19 protein-coding genes, 1 tRNA gene and 6 pseudogenes are annotated in these 22,725 nt (G+C 69.5%); 15 read left to right on the forward strand and 11 right to left on the reverse strand.

The window, feature by feature from the left end; genetic code table 11:
- The first annotated feature begins 228 nt into the window (after nt 1-228).
- Nucleotides 229-834 (forward strand): DinB family protein, encoded by a 606-nt coding sequence (locus ABT114_RS37290; protein ID WP_351147750.1) that lies wholly within the window; start codon nt 229-231, stop codon nt 832-834.
- 64 nt (nt 835-898) lie between these two features.
- Here ABT114_RS37290 and ABT114_RS37295 read toward each other — a convergent pair.
- Nucleotides 899-1,422 (reverse strand): annotated as a pseudogene (locus ABT114_RS37295) (alpha/beta fold hydrolase); the annotation flags it as partial.
- Nucleotides 1,423-1,652: 230 nt separating this feature from the next.
- Between ABT114_RS37295 and ABT114_RS37300 the strand changes: the two are divergent.
- The 6 genes and pseudogenes from ABT114_RS37300 to ABT114_RS37330 all read left to right on the forward strand — a co-directional run bounded on the left by ABT114_RS37300 (nt 1,653) and on the right by ABT114_RS37330 (nt 5,008).
- Nucleotides 1,653-2,345 (forward strand): transglycosylase SLT domain-containing protein, encoded by a 693-nt coding sequence (locus tag ABT114_RS37300; protein WP_351147753.1) that lies wholly within the window; start codon nt 1,653-1,655, stop codon nt 2,343-2,345.
- 13 nt (nt 2,346-2,358) lie between these two features.
- A pseudogene (locus tag ABT114_RS37305) lies at nt 2,359-2,601 on the forward strand (peptidoglycan-binding protein); the annotation flags it as partial.
- Nucleotides 2,602-2,706: 105 nt separating this feature from the next.
- Nucleotides 2,707-2,991, forward strand: a pseudogene (locus tag ABT114_RS37310) (M23 family metallopeptidase); the annotation flags it as partial.
- Nucleotides 2,992-3,352: 361 nt separating this feature from the next.
- Nucleotides 3,353-3,838, forward strand: coding sequence for a MarR family winged helix-turn-helix transcriptional regulator (locus tag ABT114_RS37315; protein WP_351147755.1), 486 nt, complete (start codon nt 3,353-3,355; stop codon nt 3,836-3,838).
- 333 nt (nt 3,839-4,171) lie between these two features.
- Nucleotides 4,172-4,549 (forward strand): annotated as a pseudogene (locus ABT114_RS37325) (hypothetical protein); the annotation flags it as partial.
- 21 nt (nt 4,550-4,570) lie between these two features.
- The gene (locus ABT114_RS37330; protein ID WP_351147758.1) at nt 4,571-5,008 is read left to right on the forward strand and encodes a cytidine/deoxycytidylate deaminase family protein; all 438 of its coding nucleotides are present in this window, start codon (nt 4,571-4,573) and stop codon (nt 5,006-5,008) included.
- 38 nt (nt 5,009-5,046) lie between these two features.
- Here the strand turns inward: ABT114_RS37330 and ABT114_RS37335 are convergent, their stop codons facing one another.
- Nucleotides 5,047-5,511 carry a hypothetical protein gene (locus ABT114_RS37335; protein WP_351147761.1) on the reverse strand — a complete coding sequence of 155 codons (465 nt, stop codon included), beginning with the start codon at nt 5,509-5,511 and terminating at the stop codon, nt 5,047-5,049.
- A gap of 201 nt (nt 5,512-5,712) precedes the next feature.
- The gene (locus ABT114_RS37340) at nt 5,713-5,907 is read right to left on the reverse strand and encodes a hypothetical protein (RefSeq protein WP_351147764.1); all 195 of its coding nucleotides are present in this window, start codon (nt 5,905-5,907) and stop codon (nt 5,713-5,715) included.
- Between the two features lie 455 nt (nt 5,908-6,362).
- On the opposite strand from ABT114_RS37340, the gene ABT114_RS37345 reads away from it, so the two are divergent.
- Both ABT114_RS37345 and helR read left to right on the forward strand, forming a co-directional pair.
- Nucleotides 6,363-7,604 (forward strand): glycosyltransferase, encoded by a 1,242-nt coding sequence (locus ABT114_RS37345; protein ID WP_351147766.1) that lies wholly within the window; start codon nt 6,363-6,365, stop codon nt 7,602-7,604.
- Between the two features lie 189 nt (nt 7,605-7,793).
- Nucleotides 7,794-9,962, forward strand: a complete 2,169-nt coding sequence (gene helR, locus ABT114_RS37350; protein WP_351147768.1) for an RNA polymerase recycling motor ATPase HelR — start codon at nt 7,794-7,796, stop codon at nt 9,960-9,962.
- Between the two features lie 229 nt (nt 9,963-10,191).
- Here the strand turns inward: helR and ABT114_RS37355 are convergent.
- The 3 genes and pseudogenes from ABT114_RS37355 to ABT114_RS37365 form a co-directional block, all read right to left on the reverse strand.
- Nucleotides 10,192-10,437 (reverse strand): annotated as a pseudogene (locus tag ABT114_RS37355) (maleylpyruvate isomerase N-terminal domain-containing protein); the annotation flags it as partial.
- Nucleotides 10,438-10,566: 129 nt separating this feature from the next.
- Complete coding sequence (locus ABT114_RS37360; protein ID WP_351147771.1) at nt 10,567-11,076, reverse strand: hypothetical protein; 510 nt, start codon at nt 11,074-11,076, stop codon at nt 10,567-10,569.
- 267 nt (nt 11,077-11,343) lie between these two features.
- Nucleotides 11,344-11,913 (reverse strand): TetR/AcrR family transcriptional regulator, encoded by a 570-nt coding sequence (locus tag ABT114_RS37365; RefSeq protein WP_351147774.1) that lies wholly within the window; start codon nt 11,911-11,913, stop codon nt 11,344-11,346.
- Nucleotides 11,914-12,012: 99 nt separating this feature from the next.
- Here ABT114_RS37365 and ABT114_RS37370 point away from each other — a divergent pair, with 99 nt between their 5' ends.
- The gene (locus tag ABT114_RS37370; RefSeq protein ID WP_351147777.1) at nt 12,013-14,262 is read left to right on the forward strand and encodes an MMPL family transporter; all 2,250 of its coding nucleotides are present in this window, start codon (nt 12,013-12,015) and stop codon (nt 14,260-14,262) included.
- Between the two features lie 268 nt (nt 14,263-14,530).
- Here ABT114_RS37370 and ABT114_RS37375 read toward each other — a convergent pair whose 3' ends face one another.
- Complete coding sequence (locus tag ABT114_RS37375) at nt 14,531-14,824, reverse strand: hypothetical protein (protein ID WP_351147779.1); 294 nt, start codon at nt 14,822-14,824, stop codon at nt 14,531-14,533.
- A gap of 179 nt (nt 14,825-15,003) precedes the next feature.
- On the opposite strand from ABT114_RS37375, the gene ABT114_RS37380 reads away from it, so the two are divergent.
- Nucleotides 15,004-16,194: an MFS transporter gene (locus ABT114_RS37380; protein ID WP_351147782.1), complete on the forward strand. Its 1,191-nt coding sequence runs from the start codon at nt 15,004-15,006 to the stop codon at nt 16,192-16,194.
- Between the two features lie 616 nt (nt 16,195-16,810).
- Here the strand turns inward: ABT114_RS37380 and ABT114_RS37385 are convergent.
- The gene (locus ABT114_RS37385) at nt 16,811-17,680 is read right to left on the reverse strand and encodes an SDR family NAD(P)-dependent oxidoreductase (protein ID WP_351147785.1); all 870 of its coding nucleotides are present in this window, start codon (nt 17,678-17,680) and stop codon (nt 16,811-16,813) included.
- 58 nt (nt 17,681-17,738) lie between these two features.
- Here ABT114_RS37385 and ABT114_RS37390 point away from each other — a divergent pair, with 58 nt between their 5' ends.
- The 3 genes and pseudogenes from ABT114_RS37390 to ABT114_RS37400 form a co-directional block, all read left to right on the forward strand.
- On the forward strand, nt 17,739-18,425 hold the full coding sequence (locus ABT114_RS37390; protein WP_351147788.1) for a TetR/AcrR family transcriptional regulator: 687 nt from the start codon (nt 17,739-17,741) through the stop codon (nt 18,423-18,425).
- Nucleotides 18,426-18,601: 176 nt separating this feature from the next.
- The gene (locus ABT114_RS37395) at nt 18,602-19,687 is read left to right on the forward strand and encodes a serine hydrolase domain-containing protein (protein ID WP_351147791.1); all 1,086 of its coding nucleotides are present in this window, start codon (nt 18,602-18,604) and stop codon (nt 19,685-19,687) included.
- A gap of 353 nt (nt 19,688-20,040) precedes the next feature.
- A pseudogene (locus ABT114_RS37400) lies at nt 20,041-20,314 on the forward strand (hypothetical protein); the annotation flags it as partial.
- Here ABT114_RS37400 and ABT114_RS37405 read toward each other — a convergent pair.
- Nucleotides 20,299-20,892 carry a TetR/AcrR family transcriptional regulator gene (locus ABT114_RS37405; protein WP_351147793.1) on the reverse strand — a complete coding sequence of 198 codons (594 nt, stop codon included), beginning with the start codon at nt 20,890-20,892 and terminating at the stop codon, nt 20,299-20,301. The pseudogene ABT114_RS37400 and the gene ABT114_RS37405 overlap by 16 nt on opposite strands.
- Nucleotides 20,893-21,043: 151 nt before the next feature.
- On the opposite strand from ABT114_RS37405, the gene ABT114_RS37410 reads away from it, so the two are divergent.
- On the forward strand, nt 21,044-21,475 hold the full coding sequence (locus tag ABT114_RS37410) for a hypothetical protein (protein WP_351147796.1): 432 nt from the start codon (nt 21,044-21,046) through the stop codon (nt 21,473-21,475).
- A 664-nt stretch (nt 21,476-22,139) separates the two neighbouring features.
- On the opposite strand, the gene ABT114_RS37415 is transcribed toward ABT114_RS37410, so the two are convergent.
- Nucleotides 22,140-22,213, reverse strand: a tRNA-Met gene (locus ABT114_RS37415).
- Between the two features lie 310 nt (nt 22,214-22,523).
- Nucleotides 22,524-22,725, reverse strand: a 202-nt coding sequence (locus ABT114_RS37420; protein ID WP_351147798.1) for a hypothetical protein, incomplete at its 5' end; no start/stop codon positions are given.

Consider the following 22,725-nt stretch of genomic DNA (forward strand, 5'->3'; position numbering starts at 1 on the left):
AGGGGAGTGCGCTCGGGGCAGATACCCGCGCGCTCGCCGGCCTTGATCCGCTGTGCCACGAGAGCGAACGCCATCCAGCCGAGGGACTGCAGGGCTCTCAATGTCAGAGCTTTCCCGGGGCGAAGCGCCTGGGGTGATGGGGCAGATACGCGCGACCACAAGGGGGTGCGCCGCGAGCAATGGGCAAAAGGCGGTGGCCAAAGATCGCGCGAGCGGCAGAATGGCCCCATGACCGCATCGGATCCCAAGACTGACCTCCACTTCTACCTGCAGTCCGCCCGCGATGCCCTGCTGTGGAAGCTCGAAGGACTCTCGGAGTACGACATACGGCGCCCGTTGACGCCGACCGGCACCAACCTCCTGGGCCTGGTGAAACACGTGGCCAGCGTGGAGCTGGGCTACCTCGGCGACACCTTCGGACGGCCCTCCGGCGAGCCGCTGCCCTGGCTCGAAGACGGTGCTGAGCCCAACGCGGACATGTGGGCCACCGCCGACGAGTCACGCGAGCACATCGTGGAGCTTTACCGCCGGGCGTGGGCGCACGCGGACGCGACGATCGACGCACTGGCGCTGGACACGATCGGCAGGGTGCCGTGGTGGCCGAGCAACGGAAACGAGGTGACATTGCATCATGCCGTTGTGCGCGTGATTGCTGATACGCACCGGCATGCCGGACACGCCGATATCGTTCGGGAACTCATCGACGGGGCCGTGGGGATGAACAAGGGCAACGCCAGCATGGCGCCGGGCGACTCGGTGTGGTGGGAGAACCATCGAGACCGACTGGAGCGTGCGGCTAAGGAAGCCGACGCGGCCTCCTCCGGCAGTTCCTGAAACCGCCGGCCTGTCGGACTCCGGGCTGCCGACTGCGCAGAGCGGGTGTTGCCGCTGACGAGCCCTATGCCTTCAAGAAGGCCAGGATGTCGGGATTGAGGATATCCGGATGGGTCGACAACATGCCGTGGGGAAGCCCCTCGTAGCTCATCAGGGTGCCGTGTTTCAGGAGCTTGGCCGACAACGGCGCTGAGTCCGGATACGGCACGATCTGATCGTCGGCGCCGTGGGCGACAAGGACCGGGACGTCGATCTTTTTCAGGTCCTCGTTGAAGTCGGTCTCGGAGAACGCCTTGATGCGTCGATCAGCCTCTGCGACACTTTCACGCCGGGCCGGTTGAAGCCGTAGAACGGACCCGTCGGCACGTCGATGTAGAACTGCGAGCGATTGGCGGCGAGGGCCGTGCGCAGTTCGTCGAAGCTTTCGATCGGCGAGCCGCCGCCCCGATGATCGCGATCACCACCGCGAACCCCGGCGACCGCGAGCCCGCGGCCGCACCTCTGCTGACGCGGCTGCGGGCCGCGCAAAAGAGGCGCACTGTAACTGGTACCAGCGCCGACGTGGACGGCATCCCCGTCAAAATCCAGTTGGGCCAGACTGAACGTCCCTGGCATCTGACGGTCGCCGGAAAGGATAGCGGCGACTCGCTAGGTTACTCCGTTTGCGAGAGGCTTCCAACAGGCGCATGGTGGATACGGGGGACACGGGGCCCGTGGCAGCGGGTCAGAGATTCTTGCGTCGCCTCCCTCAAACTCCCCTCTCCATGGGGGCAAATTCCCCTGCTTCAGCCTCCCAGCCTGGAAATGGAGGAGGCCCGATGGTTGCCCTTTCCAATGTTCGGCTCGGGAAGCACAACGACGACGTAAGGGCCCTTCAACTCGCCCTGATTGACTTGGGGTTCAGCATCCCGGCAGGAGCCACGGGGTTCTTCGGAGATGAGACGAAGTCTGCGTACGCTGCCTGGCAGCACAAGCTGGGCTTCACCGGCGCGGATGCTGACGGATTCCCCGGCTGTTCGTCCCTGACAAAGCTCGGGACTAGAGCAGGGTTTAGCGTGGATTGTCGACACCCAGGGGCCATCGCAAAGAGCTCGGTTCGGTTCTCAAAGAACTCTGGCATCCCGAACGACAAGGATACCGTGCGCACTTTTGCCGAACAGGCATGCACCAAGACGGGCGCGCCGCCGAGCTGGGTCACCGGGGTCAGTAACGGTGCGAGCCTGCTCACTCTCATACAGCGAGAGTCATCCTTCCGGTCCAACGCGGTGAACATGCAGGACCGGAATGCAACGGGACCGGTTCAGTCGGACGGCGCCAAGCTCAACTGCTCACGCGGTTATGCCCAGGTGATTCCCGGAACGTTCGCCGCTAGTCACCAGGAGGGTACCTCCCATCAGATCTATGATCCCGTCGCGAATATCGCGGCGGCGATCAACTATATCTGGGGGAGGTACGGGGACATCTCGCGTGTCCAACAGGCGAATCCGCACCTACACCCACATCCCTACTAAGGAGAGAGTCATGCCCGGGCTTGAACCGTTCCCTGGAGCGGCGTTCTTCCACAAGGGACAACGCAGTCCGATAGTCCGCGCGATGGGGAAGCGTCTCGTCGAGGAAGGATGCGGGCACTATCACACGGGACCGGGCCCCGAGTGGACCGATGCGGACCGTCAGTCCTTTGCGGCGTGGCAGCGCAAGCTCGGCTTCTCTGGCAGCGATGCTGACGGCATCCCCGGACGCCAGTCCTGGGATCGCCTCCACGTGCCAAAGACACGTAGCCAAGGCCACGTCTCCTCGCCCGTACCCGGGCACGGGGTCACAACGGCCTATCACAAGACGGGGCCGCACTGGAGCCTGGGTTACCACACGGGCGCAGACTACGCTGCCGCACACGGCACGCCCTGTGTCGCTGTAACCAGCGGTTCAGTCCGCACCGGGGAAGACCGCAGCTTCGGCCACTACCTCGTACTCACCTCTGGCGGATCCGACTACTACTACTGCCACCTCTCCAAGCGGTTCGTCACCGGTGGTTCCGTGCGAGCCGGGCAGAAGATCGCCCAAGTCGGCGCCACCGGAAATGCCACCGGTCCACACCTGCACTTCGAGAAGCGTCCAGCCGGTAAGGGCTTCGGCTCTGACGTGCCTCCCAATTGGTAATTCGACAGCCACTGACTTTCCCGTTGGGATCTACGTCGACCAAGCTCCCTTCGCCGCCTGCGTCGTCAAGCAGCCTGGTGGGCCCCATAGCCGCCGCAAGGCGGGCGCGCCGGATGTGCGCCTGCCGTGCGGCACACCGCCAGCGCCCCCGTGGATCCGGTGCCGGGCGTCGACTCCACGACCCCCGTGCGCCTGCGCTGCGGCACGCCCCGGCCGGGGCACCGGGCTCGAGCAGCACGGTGCCCCTCCGATGGTGGACAGCATGCGGTGCTCCTGCCGGGCTCAGGTCGGCGGAATCCAAGCCGTATTTAATCTCAAATGATACCGTTTCGAATGAATGGATGGCTGGTAAAGTGCCGTTATGACCGCCGACGTTCCTCACAGCTCCACCGCCTCGCGTGCGACCGACCGCCCCGGGGATGCCTCGCCTTTCGCTCTCGGCTTGCTGCTGCGCCGGGCGCACTGGCGCGCGGCCGCGGTGATGGCGGAGGCGTTTCGGCCGCTCGGCATCGAGGTGCGGCATTTTGCCGTGCTGCTCGTGCTGGTCGACCGCGGGCCCACTGTGCAGCGGGACCTTGCGGAGGCGACGGGGTCGGACAAGGCGGGCATCATGCGGGTGGTGGACGACCTGGAACGTAAGGGGCTGGCCGTACGCAAGGCCGTTCCGGGGGACCGGCGGGTGCGGGCAGTGGAGATCACGCCTCAGGGACTCGAACTTTTCGATGCAGCCCATGTGGCGGCGGAGCCGCTGGCTGAGCGTCTGGTTGCCGAACTGGGACCCGGCGAGCCCGAGCAGCTGGCGGATCTCCTTACCCGGTTTGCCTATCCCGCAGGCGGTGAGGCGTAAGCGCGCCCGCGTGCCGGTTGCCTGCCGCGTGGGCGCGCTTCGTCTCATGCGGCTTTCGCGGCGAACCCGGTTTTGAGGACTGCGACCATCGTCGCTATGTGCCGCCCCGCCTTCGGGCGGTGGTCAGAGCTTCGTTGCCGACGGACGTCCAGTCGTCCTCGCCGGTTGAGGTAGCCGGTGCAGTACGGACTGCCGAGCCATCGACCACGTGGCCCCGGTAGCAGGGCGGGACGAGGACGGGCCGTGCTCGGCCGGCTTGGGCTTGGCGATCTCCTTGATCTCCCGGCGCCCTGGCAGCGTGAAGGTCTTCGGACGGCCGCCGGAGTACTTCGGATGCCGTTTTCGACCTGGAACCTGGCCAGGCTGGCGGACTTCCTGGTCGCCGAGGGGGTGGTCGACGACGCGATCGCCGTCCGTGAAGTCATACCCGAGGAGGGCGAGCCGGAGGCAGTGTTCTGCCTGAACGAGTTCGAGCCGCTCAACCTCCAGCCGCACCCGGGCCGGCAGGGGGTCGAACGCGGAGGCCGACACAAGGACCCCGACCGCGAGCCCCGGCCACGGCGGTGAGCGGCCTACACCCGCCCGCACGGCGTTCGGCACCTGTTCGCCGCTGCCCGGGGCAGCATGATCCGCCGCTACATCATCTGGCGGAACAAGCACACCGCCGATATTCGCTTGCGCGCCATCGCCACGCGCGCCAACGTCGCCTGACACCACACGAAGGCAGAGAAGATGACCACACATCCCCACCCCGTCGACCACGAACTCATCCAGGCCGCGGCCCACGTCGCGCGCACTCGATGCCGCGGCGACAACCACACCATGGCGGCCGCGGCCCGCGCCCGGGACGGCCGGATCATCACGGCGGTGAACGCCTACCACTTCACTGGCGGCCCCTGCGCCGAATTGGTCCTCGTCGGCACGGCGGCTGCCCAGGGCGCTTACGAGCTGGACACGATCGTCGCCGTGGGCGACCGCGACCGGGGGGTCGTTCCCCCATGCGGCCGGTGCCGCCAAGTCCTTCTCGACTACTTCCCAGCTCTGAAGGTCATCGTCGGCGCAGGCGACCATCTCCGAACCGCCTCCATCACCGACCTGCTCCCCGAAAGCTACGTCTGGGCCGACCACCAACTCGACGCTGAGCAAACCACGCCACTCAGCACGAGCTGACGTCAGGCAGCAACAGGGCGAACGTTGATGATGCGGCGCTAGAAATGCGCAAGGATCTGTCGCAGTGGATGTCCCAACGCATCTACAACGGAGGCCAGCTCCTCGTCGGTCAGCCACCCCCGGTTCGGGTACAGGACCTCGATCCTGAACCTCGCAAATCCCATCGGCCAGTCGTAGACCAGTTCGTTGAGGGACGTCTCAGCGCCACAACAGGGGGCCGTGATCACGAGTGTCGAAAAACCGTCGCAGTAGCGTTCCGAGACGGTTTCCCCCCACCAGCCCGATGGACCTAGATCCGCCCCGCAGTCCGAGCAGGAAATCTTCTCCAGGTTGGCGCCGCAGTGGACGACTTCGACGTTGTCATGCCATGTGACTTGCATCCCGCTGCGGGCGTCGCTGTCGGGGAGCATCTCGGACAACACGGCCGCAGCATGATCCGCCTCAGCTTGACTGGGCTGCCAGTACGGATCGGTCGGAATCACCGTCAGGTAATTGTCGCTCATCGCCCTCCGCGCAGACCAGGGCTGCCGCCCGCTGACACGGCCAACCTATCCGGTCGCAGCACCAGACGTGAACGAAGCCAATGAAACGAAGCCGAGGGGACAGCCGGGCCGCATGCCCGGTTCGCCAACCGTTTCGGCAGGTCCGAGTCGCGCGAGCGGACCAGCTCCCGGTCTACCGGGCCATCAGCCGCCCCTGCCTCGTCATCGCCCGAGGCGCTCCTCCACGGCGAGGATCCGTTCCTCGGAGGCGGGCGGGAACCCCAGCCAGCGCGTGCCCAGGGGTTCCTCGTCCCGGGGGTGCCGCTCGCCCGCCGGCGCGTCCAGGTCCTGCGCGTCCGCCCACTCCTGGCTCCAGCGCACCAGGAGGGACCGCCAGTCGTCGATGCTGTCCGTCATGCCGGCGATCCTGCCAGCCGCCACTGACAACGCCCCGGCCCCGTACGGTGGTTCGGGCCGCAGAGGCAGCCCTGGTCGGCGCGATCCGCTTGCACGGAGCCCCCGCGGTGAGTCGCCGTACCCGACTGCAGGAGCTCAGGTCGTGGATCGAGCTGACAGCGCCCCGCTGCGGGTCACACACCCACCGGTTGGACCGGCCGACTGCCTTGACGCATCGGCTACGCGACAGACCGGCAGGCTACGCCCGTCGCAAAGAAGGGAGAACTACCCGTTGTACGCGGCGTGCCGTCGCTTCCCGAGGAGGCGTCCGTCCACGGCGGACGACAAAAGGCAAGGAGCGTACCGACTCCTTGCCACTCTTAACTTATAGCGCACAGGGGGGCTTGCGGCAAGGCCCGGGTCGTGCAGCAGAATCTCCGGCCGAGGCCAAAAGCTGCAGAAACGGGGAGTCGCGAATGCGTGTGTTGTTGTCGACGTATGGGTCGCGCGGGGACGTCGAACCGCTGGTGGGATTCGCGGTGGCGTTGCGGGGACTCGGCGCGGAGGTGCGGGTGTGCGCGCCGCCGGACGAGGAGTTCGCGGAGTTGCTGGCCGGTGTGGGTGTGCCGCTGGTGCCCGTCGGCCGGTCGGCGCGCGCGCTGACGGCGGCGGCGCCGCCGCCGTCGGCGGCGAACCTGCCCCAGCGCGCGGCCGAGTTGATCGCCGGCCAGTTCGAGGCGGTGACGGCGGCGGCCGAGGGATGTGACGCGCTGGTGGCGACCGGCGTGATGCCGGCTGCGGCCGGCGCGCGGTCGGTGGCCGAGAAACTGGGCATCCGCTCCGTGTCCGTGACCTTCCAGCAGCTCACCCTGCCGTCGCCGCATCACCCGCCGCTGGCGTATCCGGGTCGGCCGTTCCCGCCTGAGGTGACTGACAACCGGGTGCTGTGGGACCTGGACGCCCAGAGCATCGACGCGCTGTTCGGTGAGGCGCTCAACACCAACCGGGCGTCAGTCGGCCTGCCTCCGGTGGACAACGTTCGCGACTACGTCATCGGCGGCCAGCCGTGGTTGGCGACAGACCCGATCCTGGACCCGTGGCAGGAGACGCCGGACCTCGACGTGGTGCAAACCGGCGCGTGGATCCTGCCGGACGAACGCCCGCTCCCGGCCGAGTTGGTGGCGTTCCTGGACGCCGGCGCACCACCGGTGTACGTGGGCTTCGGCAGCATGCCCATGCACACATCGACGGACGTCGCCCAGGTGGCCATCGAGGCGATCCGCGCGCAGGGCCGCCGCGCACTCGTCAGGCGCGGCTGGGCCGACCTGGCCCTGATCGACAACCGGGACGACTGCTTCGTCGTCGGCGAGATCAACCAGCAGGCACTGTTCGGCCGGGTGGCCGCCGTCGTGCACCATGGCGGCGCGGGCACCACTACGACGGCCACCCGGGCCGGCGCGCCTCAGGTGGTGGTACCCCAGGCGACGGACCAGCCGTACTGGGCCGGCCGGGTGGCCGACCTGGGCATCGGCGCGGCACACGCTGGTCCGACTCCGACCTTCGAGTCCCTGTCGGCCGCGCTCAGCACGGCTCTGGCCCCCGAGACCCGCGCACGGGCGACCGCCGTGGCCGGCGAGATCCGCAGCGACGGGGCGACGGTGGCCGCGAAGCTGCTGCTCGACGAGATCAGCCGAGAAAAGCCGCCTGTGTCCGCGTGAACCACGCGGGATCGTCGAGCCGGCACCCAGAACACGAGAACGTGCAAACCCTGGCGACCTGAACCGACAACGGCCCACGGGGTCCACGTCAGGCGGAGCGCTACTCGTCCTGGCCGCCGGGTTCGGCACGCCGGTTCAGATGCCTTGCCGCGCGAAATGGTCGTATGTGACCACAGATCGGAGCTTACCGTGAACCCCCTGACGACCAGGGCGTTTGACCTACCCGACCACCTCTCCCCCAAGGCCGACCCGACGCTGATCGCCGGCGATGAGCAGCATTTCGCGGCCATCGCGGAGTGCCTCGAGCAGTCGATCGCCGATCTGTCCGACCGCCTCGACGCCGAGCTCAAGGCGCCCGGCGGCACAGGCCGGCAGGCCATGGACCGGGACGTCGAGATCCACCGGCTGACCGCTCGCCTGCGCACACTGCGCCGCTTCGGCCTGGACCTGTGCCTCGGACACATGGTCGGCGCGGACGATCCTGAGCCCGTGTACGTCGGGCGACTTGGTCTTACGGACAGCGCGGGTCGTCGGCTGCTGCTCGACTGGCGCTCCCCCGCGGCTGAGCCGTTCTTCGGGGCCACCCACGCCAACCCGATGGGTCTGGCGAGCCGCCGCAGGTTTCGCTGGACCAACGGCCGGATCAGCGACTACTGGGACGAGGTGTTCACCTCGGACGGGATTGTCGGGCACGCCGCGCTCGACGACCAGTCCGCCTTCATCGCCAGCCTGGGCGGCAACCGGTCGGCACGGATGCGAGACGTGCTCGGCACCATCCAGGCCGACCAGGACGCCATCATCCGCGCGGGATCCCGCGGCGCTCTCGTCGTCGACGGCGGTCCGGGTACGGGGAAGACCGTCGTCGCTCTGCACCGCTCCGCCTACCTCCTCCACTCCGACCCCCGCCTCGGTCACCGTCGGGGCGGCGTGCTGTTCGTCGGTCCGCACCGGCCCTACCTGGCCTACGTCGCCGACGTCCTCCCCAGCCTCGGAGAGGAGGGCGTGCAGACCTGCACCCTGCGGGACCTCGTCGCCGAGGGAGCCGCGGCAGCGATCGAGGCCGACCCGGACGTGGCCCTCCTGAAGTCGTCCGCGAACATGGTGAAGGCGATCGAGACGGCCGTCAGATTCTACGAGGAGCCGCCCACCAAGGGGATGACGGTCACGACCCACTGGTCCGACATCCGGCTGAGCGCCGACGACTGGGCCGTGGCGTTCGAAGCGGCAGATCCCGGTACTCCGCACAACGAGGCGCGCGACCAGGTCTGGGAGGAGTTGCTCACGATCCTGGTGGACAAGCACGACGGCGATGTCTCGGCCGACCTGCTGCGCAAGTCGCTGCTGCAGAACAGGGAGTTGCTCACGACCTTCAACCGCGCGTGGCCGCTGCTCGAAGCGGCTGACCTCGTCGGAGACCTGTGGTCGGTACCCGCCTACCTGCGGATGTGCGCTCCCTGGCTCAGCCGCGACGAGGTTCAAAGGCTCCAGCGCGGGGACGCCCAGGCCTGGACGGTGTCCGACCTGCCGCTCCTGGACGCGGCACGGCAGCGGCTCGGCGATCCGGAGGCGGCACGGCGCAAGCGTCGGCACGAGGCCGTCATCGCCGCCCAGCGCGAGCGCATGGCGCAGGTCGTCGACAACCTGATCGGGGCCGTAGCCGACTCCGGCGCCGACGGCGACGACGGCGAAGGCCTGGTGACGATGCTGCGCGGCGAGGACGCCCAGGTCAGCCTGGTCGACGAGTCCGAACTGCCCACCGTCGACCCGGACCTGCTCGCCGGACCGTTCGCGCACATCGTCGTGGACGAGGCTCAGGAACTGACCGACGCGGAGTGGCAGATGTTGCTGCTCCGGTGCCCGTCCCGGAGCTTCACCATCGTCGGGGACCGTGCCCAGGCCAGGCACGGGTTCACGGAGTCGTGGCAGGAACGGCTCGAGCGGATCGGACTCGACCGGATCAGCCTGGCCTCCCTGAGCATCAATTACCGGACGCCGGAAGAAGTCATGGCGGAAGCCGAGCCGGTCATCCGGGCCGTGCTCCCGGACGCCAACGTGCCGACCTCCATCCGCAGCAGCGGCGTCCCCGTCGTACACGGCTCTGCTTCGGATCTGAGCTCGATCCTCGACACCTGGCTCGCCGCACGTGCCGAGGGGATCGCCTGTGTCATCGGCGATCCCACGTTCCGGGCGACGTCCCGAGTCCGGTCGCTGACCCCGGAGCTGTCGAAGGGGCTCGAGTTCGACCTGGTCGCCCTCATCGACCCGGAGGAGTTTGGCGAGGGCGTCGAAGGAGCGGTCGACCGCTATGTCGCGATGACCCGAGCGACCCAGCAACTCGTCATCCTCACGAGCTCCTGACGTCGGCCGGACGAACGCCAACTCCCTGCCGAGTCGGCGGTGTTCCGAGGCGGCGGACCGACGTCGTACCCACCGGTGAGCAACAGCACCGGCTTCGTCGCTGGGCCAGATCCACCGGCCGTCTGTCTGGATGCTGAGCGCGTCGATGAGGGTCTGCCCGGTGTGCCACCGGCGGGTGAGGCTGCTCGCTCCGCCTCACCTGCTCGGTCTGCCTGCAGTGGACGTATCGGCCGAGGACGAGCGGCAGCTTCTCGGCCAGCTCACCGAGTTCGGCCTTCTCCGCGGCGGTCGGTGCCCGGCGTCCGGTGCCGATCAGCAGCACGTCCTCGTCGGAGAACGACGTGGGGAACGCGGCCCCGGCGATCTTTTCCAGCGTCGCGCGGGAACGGGACAGGCCTTCGGCGGGCGGCCCCGCGACGTCTGGGAGACGGGCGATCAGGTCGAGGTGGTGCAGCGTCCACTCCAGGACGTACGCGGAACTCAGGCGCACCGTACGGCGGGCCCTTGCGGGCGCCGCCTGCGGCACCTGGCCGCCTCAGCAGGCCGCCGGCGGCGTCCGGGCCGCGGCCCGAAAGTGCGTAACGACCGGGTCTTTCGTCTGGATTCACTCCGGTGAACTGGGCTGATCCGAACGACCGGCGCCGGCAAGGCTCGCCGTCCCTGCTGCACCCACCACCCGGTTGGCGCGCCGACGCCACCCCGAGGAGACTCCCGCCCCGAGGGCGAGCACACAGACCACCAGACCTCCGAAGACAACCGGGTTCACCCAGCTCGGCACCAACTCGGTTCCCTCGCCCTCCGGTGTGACACACTGCGCGCTGACTGGCAGCGTCATCCGCGTCACCACGTGATCGCCGGCCGCGCCGGCAGCCGCGCACATCTGATCCGGGTCCAGGATGTAGAAACCAGACATCACGCCGTACGCGTACGCGCCAAGAGCCGCCGCGCCGGCCATGACCGTCACCAGCGCACACGACCTGACATCCGGCAAGCGCCACCCACTGCCCGGCTTCCGATCACGCGCCCGTACAGCGAGCGCCACGGCGGCGCCCACGACTACGAACGGCGTCATGAACGGCGCGAAAGTCAGGACCAGGAAGAGGAAAATCGCCACGCTTGCCCAGACATCATCAGTGGCCGACCGGTTCCGTCACCAGCGGCTGCCACCGCCGCCCGACCAGAAAGCGAGACGGCCAGGAGCACCGCACGCGACGGCAGTTCCTTGTGCCGAGGTCATGTCGCGCCACGAGCGAGTGGCCGAACCGGACGCCGAAGCGAGGTGGCCGGTGGGCGCCGACCGGTCTTCGCGGCGGGCTGACCATGCTCTGGGCCCAGGCCGCACCGAGTGATGTGCGGCGCCCGCCGGCCGACGCTCGCGCGCCTACCGCGACGGGAGTGTGGCCAGGCCCGCGCGCAGGAAGGCCATCGCCGCGTCGATGTCGGCCGCCTCGGGCCGGTGGCACAGCTCGCTGACGATCGCGGCCGCCGCGGCGGCGGCCATACGGGGCCCGAAGTCGCCCGGGTCGCCGCCCTGCTCCTCTGCCAGGAGGCGGGCACCTTCCTCCACGACCTCCGCGAAACGTGCATTGGCGATGGCTTTGAGCTGCGGGTTCAGGTCGAACATCCGGTCCGAGAGGTCGTCGAGCTCGCTGGGATCGGCAAGCTCCTCGCGCACCCACTCCTCCAGCGCGTCCACCGCCAGCCGTCCCGGCCGCCGCTCTCGCAGCGCCGCCGCGAGCCGGTCCGCCATCGCCGCCGACTGCGCCAGCGCCAGATCCAGCTTCGACGGGAAGTAGAGCGTGACGGTACGCGCCGAGACCTCGGCGCGCTCGGCGATGTCCGCGATCGTCGTCGCCTCGAAGCCGCGCTCCGCGAAGAGCTCGTACGCCGCCCTCAGGATCGCTTCCCTGCGGCGGGCCTTGCTCCGCTCCCGCAGACCCTCGCTCATCATGAGCCGCACTTTACCATCAGCGGCTAATTTACAGTCGGCTGCAAAAATGCCATAGGGTGCAATGACGTTGCGTACGAGACGAGGAAGACGGGAACGGACATGGCGTCACGCCTGTACACCTGGGGGCTGTGGGCGGCGCGCCGCCGCGGCCGGGTCATCGCGGTCTGGTTGCTGCTGCTCGCCGTGTTCGGCGGCCTGGGCATCACGCTGCGCGGGAAGGTCACCACGCAGTTCACGGTGCCTGGCATCGAGTCCCAGCGCGCCCAGGACCTGCTGGAGGAGAAGTTTCCGGAGGCGGCCGGCGGTACGGCCCGGGTGGTCTTCGCCGCGCCCGAGGGCGACAGGCTGACCGCACCCGAGGCCGAGGCGGCCCTCGGGGTGAGCCTGAAGAAGGCCGCCCGCATATCCGGCGTCGTCCGTGTCACCGACCCGGCCAAGAGCCGCACCCTCTCACCCGACCAGCGGATCGGCTACGCCGACGTCCAGTTCGAGGACGAGGCCGCCGATGTCCCGCAGAGCTCCAAGGACGCCCTCTCCGAGGCGATGGCCGAGGCCCGGCACGCCGGTCTCGAGGTCGAGTTCGGCGGCTCCGCCATGCAGCGCAAGACCGAGGTCGGCGGCCCCGCCGAGATCGTCGGCGTCGTCGTCGCCTTCGCCGTCCTGGCCTTCGCCCTCAGCTCGCTGGTCGCGGCCGGGCTCCCGTTGCTGACCGCCCTTGTGGGCGTGGCGATCGGCGTGCTCGGCGTACAGTTCATCTCCCGCTTCGTGGAGATGACGAACACCGCCACCGTGCTGGCCCTGATGATCGGCCTCGCGGTCGGCATCGACTACGCCCTGTTCATCATCTCCCGGCACCGCGAGCAGCTCGCCGACCCCGAGCAGGACGTGGAGGACTCCATCGCGCGGGCCGTGGCCAAGGCCGGAGGCGCGGTCGTCTTCGCGGGCGCGACCGTGATCATCGCACTGGCCGCGCTCGCGGTCACCGGGATTCCGTTCCTGACGGTGATGGGTCTGGCCGCGGCGGCGACCGTCCTGCTGGCGGTGCTGATCGCCATCAACCTCGCACCGGCCGTACTCGCCCTGTTCGGGGAACGGTTGCGGCCGCGCCCCCGCCGTACGAAGGACCGGAGCGCGAAGGTTTCGCAGGAGCCGGGGGCGCGCCCGCAGGAGAGCGGGCGCACCCGCGGCTCCTGGGGCCTGGTGTGGGCCCGTGCCGTCACCCGCAAGCTGCTGCTCGTGCTCGTCTCCGGGGTCATCGGCCTGCTCGCCCTCGCCGTGCCGGCCCGCGACCTGCGCCTGGGGCTGCCGAGCTTCGCCTCCCAACCCGCCGACAGCACCCAGCACAAGAGCTACGACCTGCTGACCGAGGGCTTCGGCGCCGGCTTCAACGCCACGCTCACCGCGGTCGTCGACACCGACGGGATCCCCGCGGCCGAGCGCACCGCCACCGTTACCGGCCTGCGCGAGACGCTGGCCGCCGATCCTGGCGTCGCCGCTGTCTCCCCGCCCGTGTCGAATTCCGATGCCACCCTCACCGTCGTGGCCGTCGTACCGAAGACCGGGCCCGACGCCCCGGCGACCACCGACCTGGTGCACCGCCTGCGCGAGAACGCGCCCGGCGTGGCGAAGGCCGGCGGCACCCTCTACATCGCCGGCCTCACCGCCGCCGGCATCGATGTGTCGAACAAGCTGTCCGACGCGCTGCCGCTGTTCGTCGCGGTCATCGTGATCCTGGCGCTGATCCTGCTGACCATCGCCTTCCGTTCCCTCCTGGTCCCGGTCAAGGCGGCCCTCGGCTTCCTGCTGTCGATCGCCGCGTCCCTGGGCGCCACGGTCTGGGTCTTCCAGCAAGGCCACCTCAACGGGCTGCTCGACATCCCGTCCGCGGGCCCGGTGACCAGCTTCCTGCCCGTGCTGCTGATCGGCGTGTTGTTCGGACTCGCCATGGACTACGAGGTGTTCCTCGTCAGCCGGATGCGCGAGCACCACGAGCACACGGGCGACGCGGCGGGGGCCGTCGTCCAGGGAGTGGCCGGCAGCGGCCGGGTGGTGAGCGCCGCCGCGCTGATCATGGCCGCGGTCTTCGGCGGGTTCGTCTTCAACGACGATCCGATCATCAAGTCCATCGGCTTCGCGCTCGCGTTCGGCGTCCTCGTCGACGCGTTCGTGGTCCGCATGACCCTCGTACCCGCCGTCATGGCCCTGCTCGGCCGCCGCGCCTGGGGCCTGCCGCGCCGGCTCGACGGGATCATCCCTGACGTGGACATCGAGGGCGCGAAGCTTCCGCCGCGGACGGCTGCCGGGGACGCGACGGAGACCGGGCTGGAGCGTGCCGCCGCCGCGCACTGAGCGAGTCCGGCTCCTTGATCGCTTCGTCCCGTCGAGTCACGGCTCGACGGGACGAAGTCGTCGCAGGGCAGGGCGGGTTCCGTACGGCAGGTGCACGGCAGGACCGTTGCAGGTGGACGATCTGCATCACATTCACCCCGCCCACGAACTCCTCGAATCCACCGACGACATCATCGGCGCGGTCGCCGCAGCCACCGGCATGGGCACTGCCACCACTCTGCGGCGACACTTCAACCGCACTGGCAGACCGCAGGCGGTCGCTCTGTACTCACCGCTGTGCTCGGGCGCGGGAGGGTCCGCCCGCCGGCACGGCTGCGGCCGGCGTGGGCGGGTGCGGCAGCCGTCGGGGGACCGGCACAAGGGCGGTACCGAGGACGAATCCGTAGCAGGCCACCAGGCCGTGCCCGTTGTCCTGGGCCAGCCACATCGCGAGCCCGGCCGCAGGCACGCTCACGGCCAGCAGCCGCTCCTTGGTGTCGGTGCTGGTCAGCAGGAGGTCCGACGGCCCACTTAAGCATGCGGCCCGGACGGTCGACGGCCACGGCGTCCTGCAGAGCGTCATCCTCCGTATAAATGGCGCCCATTCGGGCGGGGGCTCCATCGGGATGGTGTGCAGGTCTCGGTACGCGGTTCGGGTGATCGGGGAACGGCTCTGCTGTCTGGTCGGTCTCCGTCGCCCCCTCCCCTACCGGCGGCGCGCCGGGCCGGACCACGGCGGCGCGCGGGGTTACCGTCGGCGGCATGGGCGGTGATCGCCGAGGGTGGCGCCAGTGTTTGCTCGGCGGGGCGGTGTTCGCCGTGTGCATGACCGGCACCACGCTGCCGACTCCCCTCTACGGCCTCTACCAGGAGAAGTTCGGGTTCTCCGAGCTGACGGTCACCGTCGTGTACGCCGTGTACGCCTTCGGGGTCATCGGCGTTCTGTTGCTGGCGGGCAACGCCTCGGACGCCGTGGGCAGGCGTCCGGTGCTGCTGTGGGGCCTGGGATTCGCGGCGGCGAGCGCCGTCTGCTTCCTGTGCGCCACCGGGCTGGGCTGGCTCTATGGGGGGCGGCTGCTGTCAGGACTGTCCGCCGGTCTGTTCACCGGGGCTGCCACGGCGTACGTGATGGAGCTGGCACCGTACGGCGGCGCCTCCCGGGCCACGTTCGTGGCGACGGCCGCCAACATGGGCGGGCTGGGCTGCGGTCCGCTCCTCGCCGGAGTGCTCGCACAGTACGCTGCCTGGCCGCTGTACCTCCCGTTCGCCGTACACCTCGCCCTCGTGGCCTGCTCGGCCGCCGTCCTGCTGTGGCTTGCGGAGACCGTACGGGAGCGGCGGTCGCTGAGCACCGTACGACCGCAACGGCCCAGCCTGCCCACACAGGTGCGGGCGGTGTTCGGGCCGGCGGCGATCGCCTCATTCGTGGGGTTCGCGTTGTTCGGGGTGTTCACGTCGGTCAGCCCTGCGTTCCTCGCACAGTCCCTGAACGTGCACAACCACGCCGTGAGCGGGCTGATCGTCGCGCTGGCCTTCTTCGCCTCGACCGCCGGACAGCTGGCCGTCGGCCGGGTCGGAGTGGGGCGATCGCTGCCCTTGGGCTGCGCCGGACTCCTCACCGGGCTCGCGCTGCTCGCGGGCGCGCTGCGGTGGGATCTGCTGCCGCTGGTGGTGCTGAGTGCGATCGTCGGCGGGGGCGGACAGGGGCTGGCGTTTCGCGGGGCGCTGTCCGCAGTGGCGGAGGCGTCTCCCTCGGACCAGCGCGCGGCAGTGATCTCGACCCTGTTCGTGGTGGCGTACGCGGGCATCTCGGTGCCGGTGATCGGTGTGGGGATACTGACGGGTCCGATCGGCCTGGAGGGCGCAGGGCTGGTGTTCATCGCGTGCATGGCCGTCCTGGTCTCGACCGCGGCCGTCTACCTGCTCCGGCGGCCGGTACCGGCGAGGACGTGAGCGCCTACGGACGCGGTGACTCACGCACGCCTGTCTGCGGATCCGGCCGGTACCCGGACGGCGTGCCGCGCGGAGTTCCGCCCGGCGGCGCGCCGTACCGATCAGTACACGAGACGACTGCCTGCCCGGAACAGTCGGGTCCCGCCCCGCAACTCCCGAGCGCAGCTACCGCGTCCGTGACGCACGCACTCGGCCACGTGGTTGAAGAGCGGGTCGCGCAAGGCGAACGTCGGCACCGCCTGATCCGGTACAGGACGGACCCCGAGAGCGGCTCGGACCTGGCAAGGGCTGCCCAGGAGGAAGCGGCTGGACAGTGAGGGCGGACCTCCGCGCCGGCTCGGGGGAAACACGGCGCGAAGGCCCGCATCTACATTCTCCGCCCCAGTGCCCGGGTCCGCCTCCCGCGCGCTGCGCCGCGGCTTCCTGACCGTCTGCTGCGCCGCCGCCTGACGGAGACGGTGACCCGCACGGAGACGGTGACCCGCACACCGCGGGCTCACCTGTATCAAGCAGAACCGGACGGGGACGGCGGAGCCGAGGAGCAAGCCCTGTCGCGCCGCCTGCTCACCGAAGCGCAGTGATCCCTTTCATCGTTTTCCGGCGGACGGCTGAACGGTCAGTGCGTCGAGTCGGAGGGCAGGGGGACGGGGTAGGGCTCTGCGAAGTCGGCCGAGCGGGCGACCTGGCGCCACTTCAAGTCCTCTTCGAGGAGTCGGCGGTCCAGTTCGATGGAGCCTTCGGCCGCGTTGACACCCAAGGGCAGGTGGTGGGGGATGTCTCGCCGCTTGGCGATCTGCACGAGGATCTCGGCGGCCCGGACGGGATCGCCGGCGGCACCGTCGCCGTTCTGCCGCAGGCGCGTGTGGACGGCGCCGACCGTCTCGGCGTATGCCGCCGGGATGTCGTGGACGACCATCGAGGATCCGGCCCAGTCCGTGCGGAAACCGCTGGGCTCGACGACCAGCACCTTCACGCCGAACGGGGCGGTCTCGGCGCGCAGAACGCGGCTGAATCCGTCGATGGCGAACTTGGCCGCCTGATACGAGGCGATGCCCGGGGAGCCGCCGACCCTGCCGCCCATGGAGGAGAACTGCATGACCAGCCCGCCCTTCTGCTCACGCAGGAGCGGGATCGCGGCCTTCGTGACGTTGTACACGCCCCAGAAGTTCGTCTCGAACTGCGCGCGGAAGTCACTGTCCTGGGCGGTCTCGATCGGTGAGACGTTGGCGTAGCCGGCGTTGTTCACCAGCACGTCGATTCGGCCGAAGCGGGCCTGGGCCTCGCCGAGGGCCGTGCGTGCGGCCGCCGGGTCGGTCACGTCGAGCGCGATCGGGCGGATCCGATCGCCGAACTGCTCGGTCAGGTCGGCCAGCTGCTCGGGGTTTCGCGCGGTCGCGGCCACGAGGTCTCCGGCTTCGAGCGCCGCACGGACGAGGGTGCGGCCGAAGCCGCGGGAGGAGCCGGTGATGAACCATGTCTGCTGCATGAGGTTAGTGAAACACTGTTGCGCTAATAACGCAACGGCGTTCCGATATCATCGCCGGGTGGACACCTCCGAGTTTCAGCGCGCCCGCTCGCCCGAAGCCAAGCGCCTGCGCGAGGCCTCGATCCTGGAGGCCGCCCGAGCGCTCGGGCGCGAGCGCGACATCAGGAACGTCACCCTGACGGACATTGCCGCCGAGGTGGCGATGCACAAATCGGCGCTCTTGCGGTACTTCGAGACGCGCGAAGAGATCTTCCTGCGCCTGACCGCAGAGGGCTGGCAGGAGTGGTCGCAGGCGCTGTCCGCGCGGCTGCGGGAGAGTACGGATCGGGGCCCGGCCGCCGTGGCGCAGGCGATCGCCGCCACGCTCGCTGCCCGTGGGATGTTCTGCGACCTGCTCGCCCATGCGCCGCTCAACCTTGAGCGCAACGTGTCGCTCGACGCGGTACGCGACTTCAAGCTCGCCACGTTCGCCGCCCGTGTGCCGATCATCGCGGCCGTGCGCCAGCACCTGCCCGGATTGAGCGACCAGGAGAGCGTCGACCTGATCGCGACCGCGGTAGCGCTGGCCGGGGCGTTGTGGCAGATCGCGAATCCGGGTGCGGAAGTCGCCGCTCTCTACCGCAGCGACCCCCGCCTCGCCCACGCCGTCGTGGAGGTCGAACCCCGCCTCGCCCGGATCCTGACCGCGACGATCCGCGGGATGACGACGTGGGACCGTGAGCCGTCAGAGACGCGCGGGCAGTGAGGGCTCCTTCGTGGCGGTGCCGCTGATGAGGTCGGCGGCGCTGATGGCTGGACTTCGGTTACGGCGTGACCTGGCGGCGGCGCCCGGCCGCGTGGAACGACGCCGGTATGGGGGACGAACTGCGTCCGTGGGTAGGGGTGATCCGGACCATGCGCAGACGAGCAAGGGGTGGGTTGATGGAAGCTGCTGGAGAGCGCCTGGACGGGGGCATCGATCTCGGCGACCCGTGGTCGGGGGTGGACACCGCCCGGCTGACGCACGCGGCCAAGGAGCAGGGCGGGCGCCCGGTGCCGGGCGTGCAGGACATGGCGTCCTATCTGGCCTCCCAGGTCTCTGACGTCTCGCATCGGGAGGTGGTGGGTCCTCTGCTCGACGGACAGGGGGCGAGCGGGGTCGTCGTGCGGCGGGGCGTGGTGCTCGCCTCATGGGGAGACCCGGAACGGGAGGAGATGGCCTACAGCGCCACCAAGAGCGTCCTGTCACTGGTGGCCGGCCTGGCCTTCGACGACGGGCTGCTCCGGCTGGACGAGCCGGTCTGCCGGTCGGTCGACCTGCCGCAGTTCGGGGACGCACAGGGACGGAAGATCACCTGGCGGCACCTCCTGGACCAGACCAGCCAGTGGGAGGGTGAGCTCTGGTCCAAGCCCACCTGGGTCGATGCCCAGAGCACCCGGGAGGGGACAGAGTCGGCCGGAGGCCCGCCCGGAGCGGGCTGGGCCTACAACGACGTCCGGGTGAACCTGACCGCCCTGGCGCTCACCGTCCTGCTCCGCCGGCCCCTGCCCGAAGTGCTGCGCGAGCGGATCATGGAGCCGATCGGGACCTCGTCCGACTGGTCCTGGCACGGCTACGCCGACTCCGTGGTCGAGCTCGACGGCAGGCGGGTCCCCGTGGTGTCCGGTGGCGCACACTGGGGCGGCGGACTGTGGATCAGCGCCCTCGACCTGGCCCGGATCGGGCAGCTCTGCCTCCGGAGCGGGCAGTGGGGCGAGCGCCGGCTGCTCTCCGCCCGGTGGACCGAGGAGATGTGGCGGCCTTGCCCGGTCAAGCCCAACTACGGGCTGTCATGGTGGCTGAACGACCACCTCACGGTCTGGCCCGAGGCTTCGCCCTCCGGGCGTTGCGCCCGGGGGAACGGCGGTGGCCACCTGCTGTGGATCGATCCCGCGCGGGACCTGGTGGTGAGCTCGCGCTGGGGAGCGGAGGTCGAGTCGCTCCTCGCGGAGGTATCACGCGCGGTCGAGCCCACGCAGACGACCTGAGGGCCGCCGGCTGAGGTTGAGCATGGCCCAGAGGGCCGCGCGGGACTTGCTGTGCAGCATGCGCGTGCGCCGACGCATCGAGGTGTGGCAGGAATGGGCGCAGGACGGGTGGCTCGAGCTGTCTGACCTGTGCACGGCGCTCTTGCACGTGCGACTGCTCGATGCCGCGGTCTTGGAGTAGGTCCCGTGCGGCAGCGCTCGCCGGCACGCTGCCCCATGGGCGCTCCGGCCGCCCCTACGGGCCCTGGGAAGAGATGGCCACGGGCATTGAGTGCGTCGAACGGCCGAACGAATGCCCGTGACCACAGCCCCACAGCCCGGCCCGACCAAGCCCCTGCGCCCCTTCACCGTCACTCATGACCAGAGAGCTGCTCCTGCACGGACTGCGCACGGACCACCGCGACCCGTGGGCTGACGTCGATCCGGGCGGGGTCGAGCTGTCCGTGGCGCCGAGCCGGCGCGTACCGGGGCGGGCCGTCAGCTCCGCCGACGACTTGACCGCCGAGCGCGCGCCGCGGGGTGCGGCTCGAGACGCCGGGCCTGGACGAGCCGGCGTACGACGCGGGCATGAAGGCCCTGATCCACCGCCGCCTCTTGATGCCGACGGCCGGTTACGACGGCTGCTGATCAGCCTCCTCGACGGCCCCGATGCCGGCGATCAGCGCGTCAAGGCCGCGCTTGATGCGGTCCACGTCCCAGCCTCGCTCGGTGCGCTGAAAGTCGAACAGGCCCGGCGTGTATGCCATAAGGAGCAGATCCGCCACGTAGGCGGCGTCCACGCCGGGGGCGAGCTCCGCGACCATGCCGACGATCTGCTCGTGGTGCCGGCGAAAGGGGGCGCTGCGATAGCGCCCCGCCGGCGCGCTCGCCTCTGCCAAGAGCAGCAACTCCCGGTTGTCGTCGGCGAGTTCGGCCATGCCGTGCAGAAAGGCGCGCAGCCGGTCGTGCGCCGACAGGGCTCCGTCCTCGCAGTGCCGCGTGAACGCCTCCTGAAAGCGGGTCTCGTTGTCCTCGATCAGGGCGTAGACGAGCCCCGCCCGGTTGTGAAAGCGCCGATAGACCGTGCCGACCCCGACCCCGGCCTCCTTGGCCACCGCATCCAGGGACAGATCGGCGAAGCCGTCCGCCGCGAGCAGGCGCCGAGCGGCGTCGAGGATGCGGAGGCGATTGCGGGCGGCGTCGGCGCGCTCGATGGGGGCGGTCATGCGAAGCAGCGTACCGGACGTAGCGGAGACTTCTCCGGTTACCTCTTGAAAATCGGAGAACTCTCCGCTTAGAGTTGCGACCATCAACCGGAGAACTCTCCGGTTGATGGTCGGAGCTCCAACACGCCTCGCCCACAAGGAGATTCACGCCATGACCGCCACCGCCACCTCCGCCCCCCTCCTCAACGGCCAGTTGATCGGCATCACGTACCACGCGATCGCCGCCGTGCGGGATCGGCTCCTCGCCGCCTCGAACCTGACCTTCCACCAGTCCGTGGCACTCAAGGCCGTCGCCGACGGACTCGACAGCGCCGGCGCCGTCGACCGCCTGACCTCGACACTCAAGATCGGCGAGTCGGAGGCGCACACCCTGCTCGACGAACTCGCCGATGCCGGCCTGATCGACGGCGCCCGAAGGTCCCTCACGGACAAGGGCGACAGCCTCCAGCGAGAGTTCACGGACGCCGTGACCGAGCTGACCGAGCGGCTGTACGGCGACCTTCCGGCGGCCGAGCGCGAGATCGCCGCCCGCGCGCTCGCCCATGTCACCGCCAGGGCGAACGCCGAACTCGCCGCCCAGTAGGCGACATGTACCAGCCTTGACCGGAAAGACCGGGAGGAGGAGCACGACGCCGACGTCGCACGCCGGGTCCGGTAGCAAGTCGGGCAGGCCTTCCGGCTACGCCGCAGATCCACCAGGTCGACCCGGGAGGACTCGGTGCGTCAGGTGCCATAGGCGTAGATCCTCCTCAGTGCCGCCACGTCCCGCAGCGCGGCCAAGGCTCCCTTGCGGCCCTGCCCCCGCACCTTGGCCGGGCGGGCATCAGCCGCATCGAACAGCGCCTGGACCTCGTCGAATCCAGTGGGCGCCGACGGGGATCCGCCTCGTACTCCACGGTGTGCAGAACCGAATTGCCCTCGTGGAAGACCTCCTGCGGGGCCTGCCCGAACCTCTCCAGACAGGTCTCGACCCAGCCGTGACGCCGACCGAGCACCCGGTGCTTCCATGTGGAGTGCGGCGTTGCCGACCGCCTCGTCGGGAGTCCGGCCGTGTTCACGGGCGCCGATGTACGCGGCATACCAATCCGCCCAGTGGTGCTCGGGAGCGGTCGCCTCGTACGGGCCGTGGTGCTCCTCGATCTCGCGCAGAAGTTCTGTCAACGTGGGGGAACGACGTGAATGAGCCCCCCGCAGCCGGTATGGGGAGCATGCGGAAGGGCCCGGCAACTGCCGGGCCCTTCCGTTCGTAGCGGGGACAGGATTTGAACCTGCGACCTCTGGGTTATGAGCCCAGCGAGCTACCGAGCTGCTCCACCCCGCGTCGGTACGGCCACTCTACACGACCGGCAGTGCGAGGCAGGCGCCCCGGGTCAGCCGCTCCCACGATGTTCTCCGCCTGGGCCCCACCTGGCCGGCTCGATCCACGCGGGCATCCTGGGCGTGGATCGAGCCGCACCTCCGCCTTCCGCATATCCCGTACAGGGCACAGCACGCCCAGCGCGACGGTCAGCAAGGTGACCAGGTCGCTCGACGAACTTCTGTCTGATCCTTCGCCCGCACCCTGACTCGACGCGGTGAGCAGTGACGCGCCGCCTCGCTCGCCAGGGCGAGGCGGCGCTGCCCGTGCGTTGTCAGCAGCGGGCGGCGTAGATCCGCCCGCCGAATGTGGTCTCGAAGGCGTTGCGGCCGGCTTTCCACCGCTGCGGCCGGCGTTGCGCAGAGCCGAACCCGCGCACTGGTGTCGGCAACGGGTGAAACGAGGGCCACGTACGGCGGATGAAAAGTGAGCCACTCCGCGATCTCTTGATCATGCTGACTTCACTGGTCTGGAGT

The sequence above is a fragment of the Streptomyces sp. NPDC002088 genome (assembly GCF_040296605.1).
Taxonomy (GTDB): domain Bacteria; phylum Actinomycetota; class Actinomycetes; order Streptomycetales; family Streptomycetaceae; genus Streptomyces.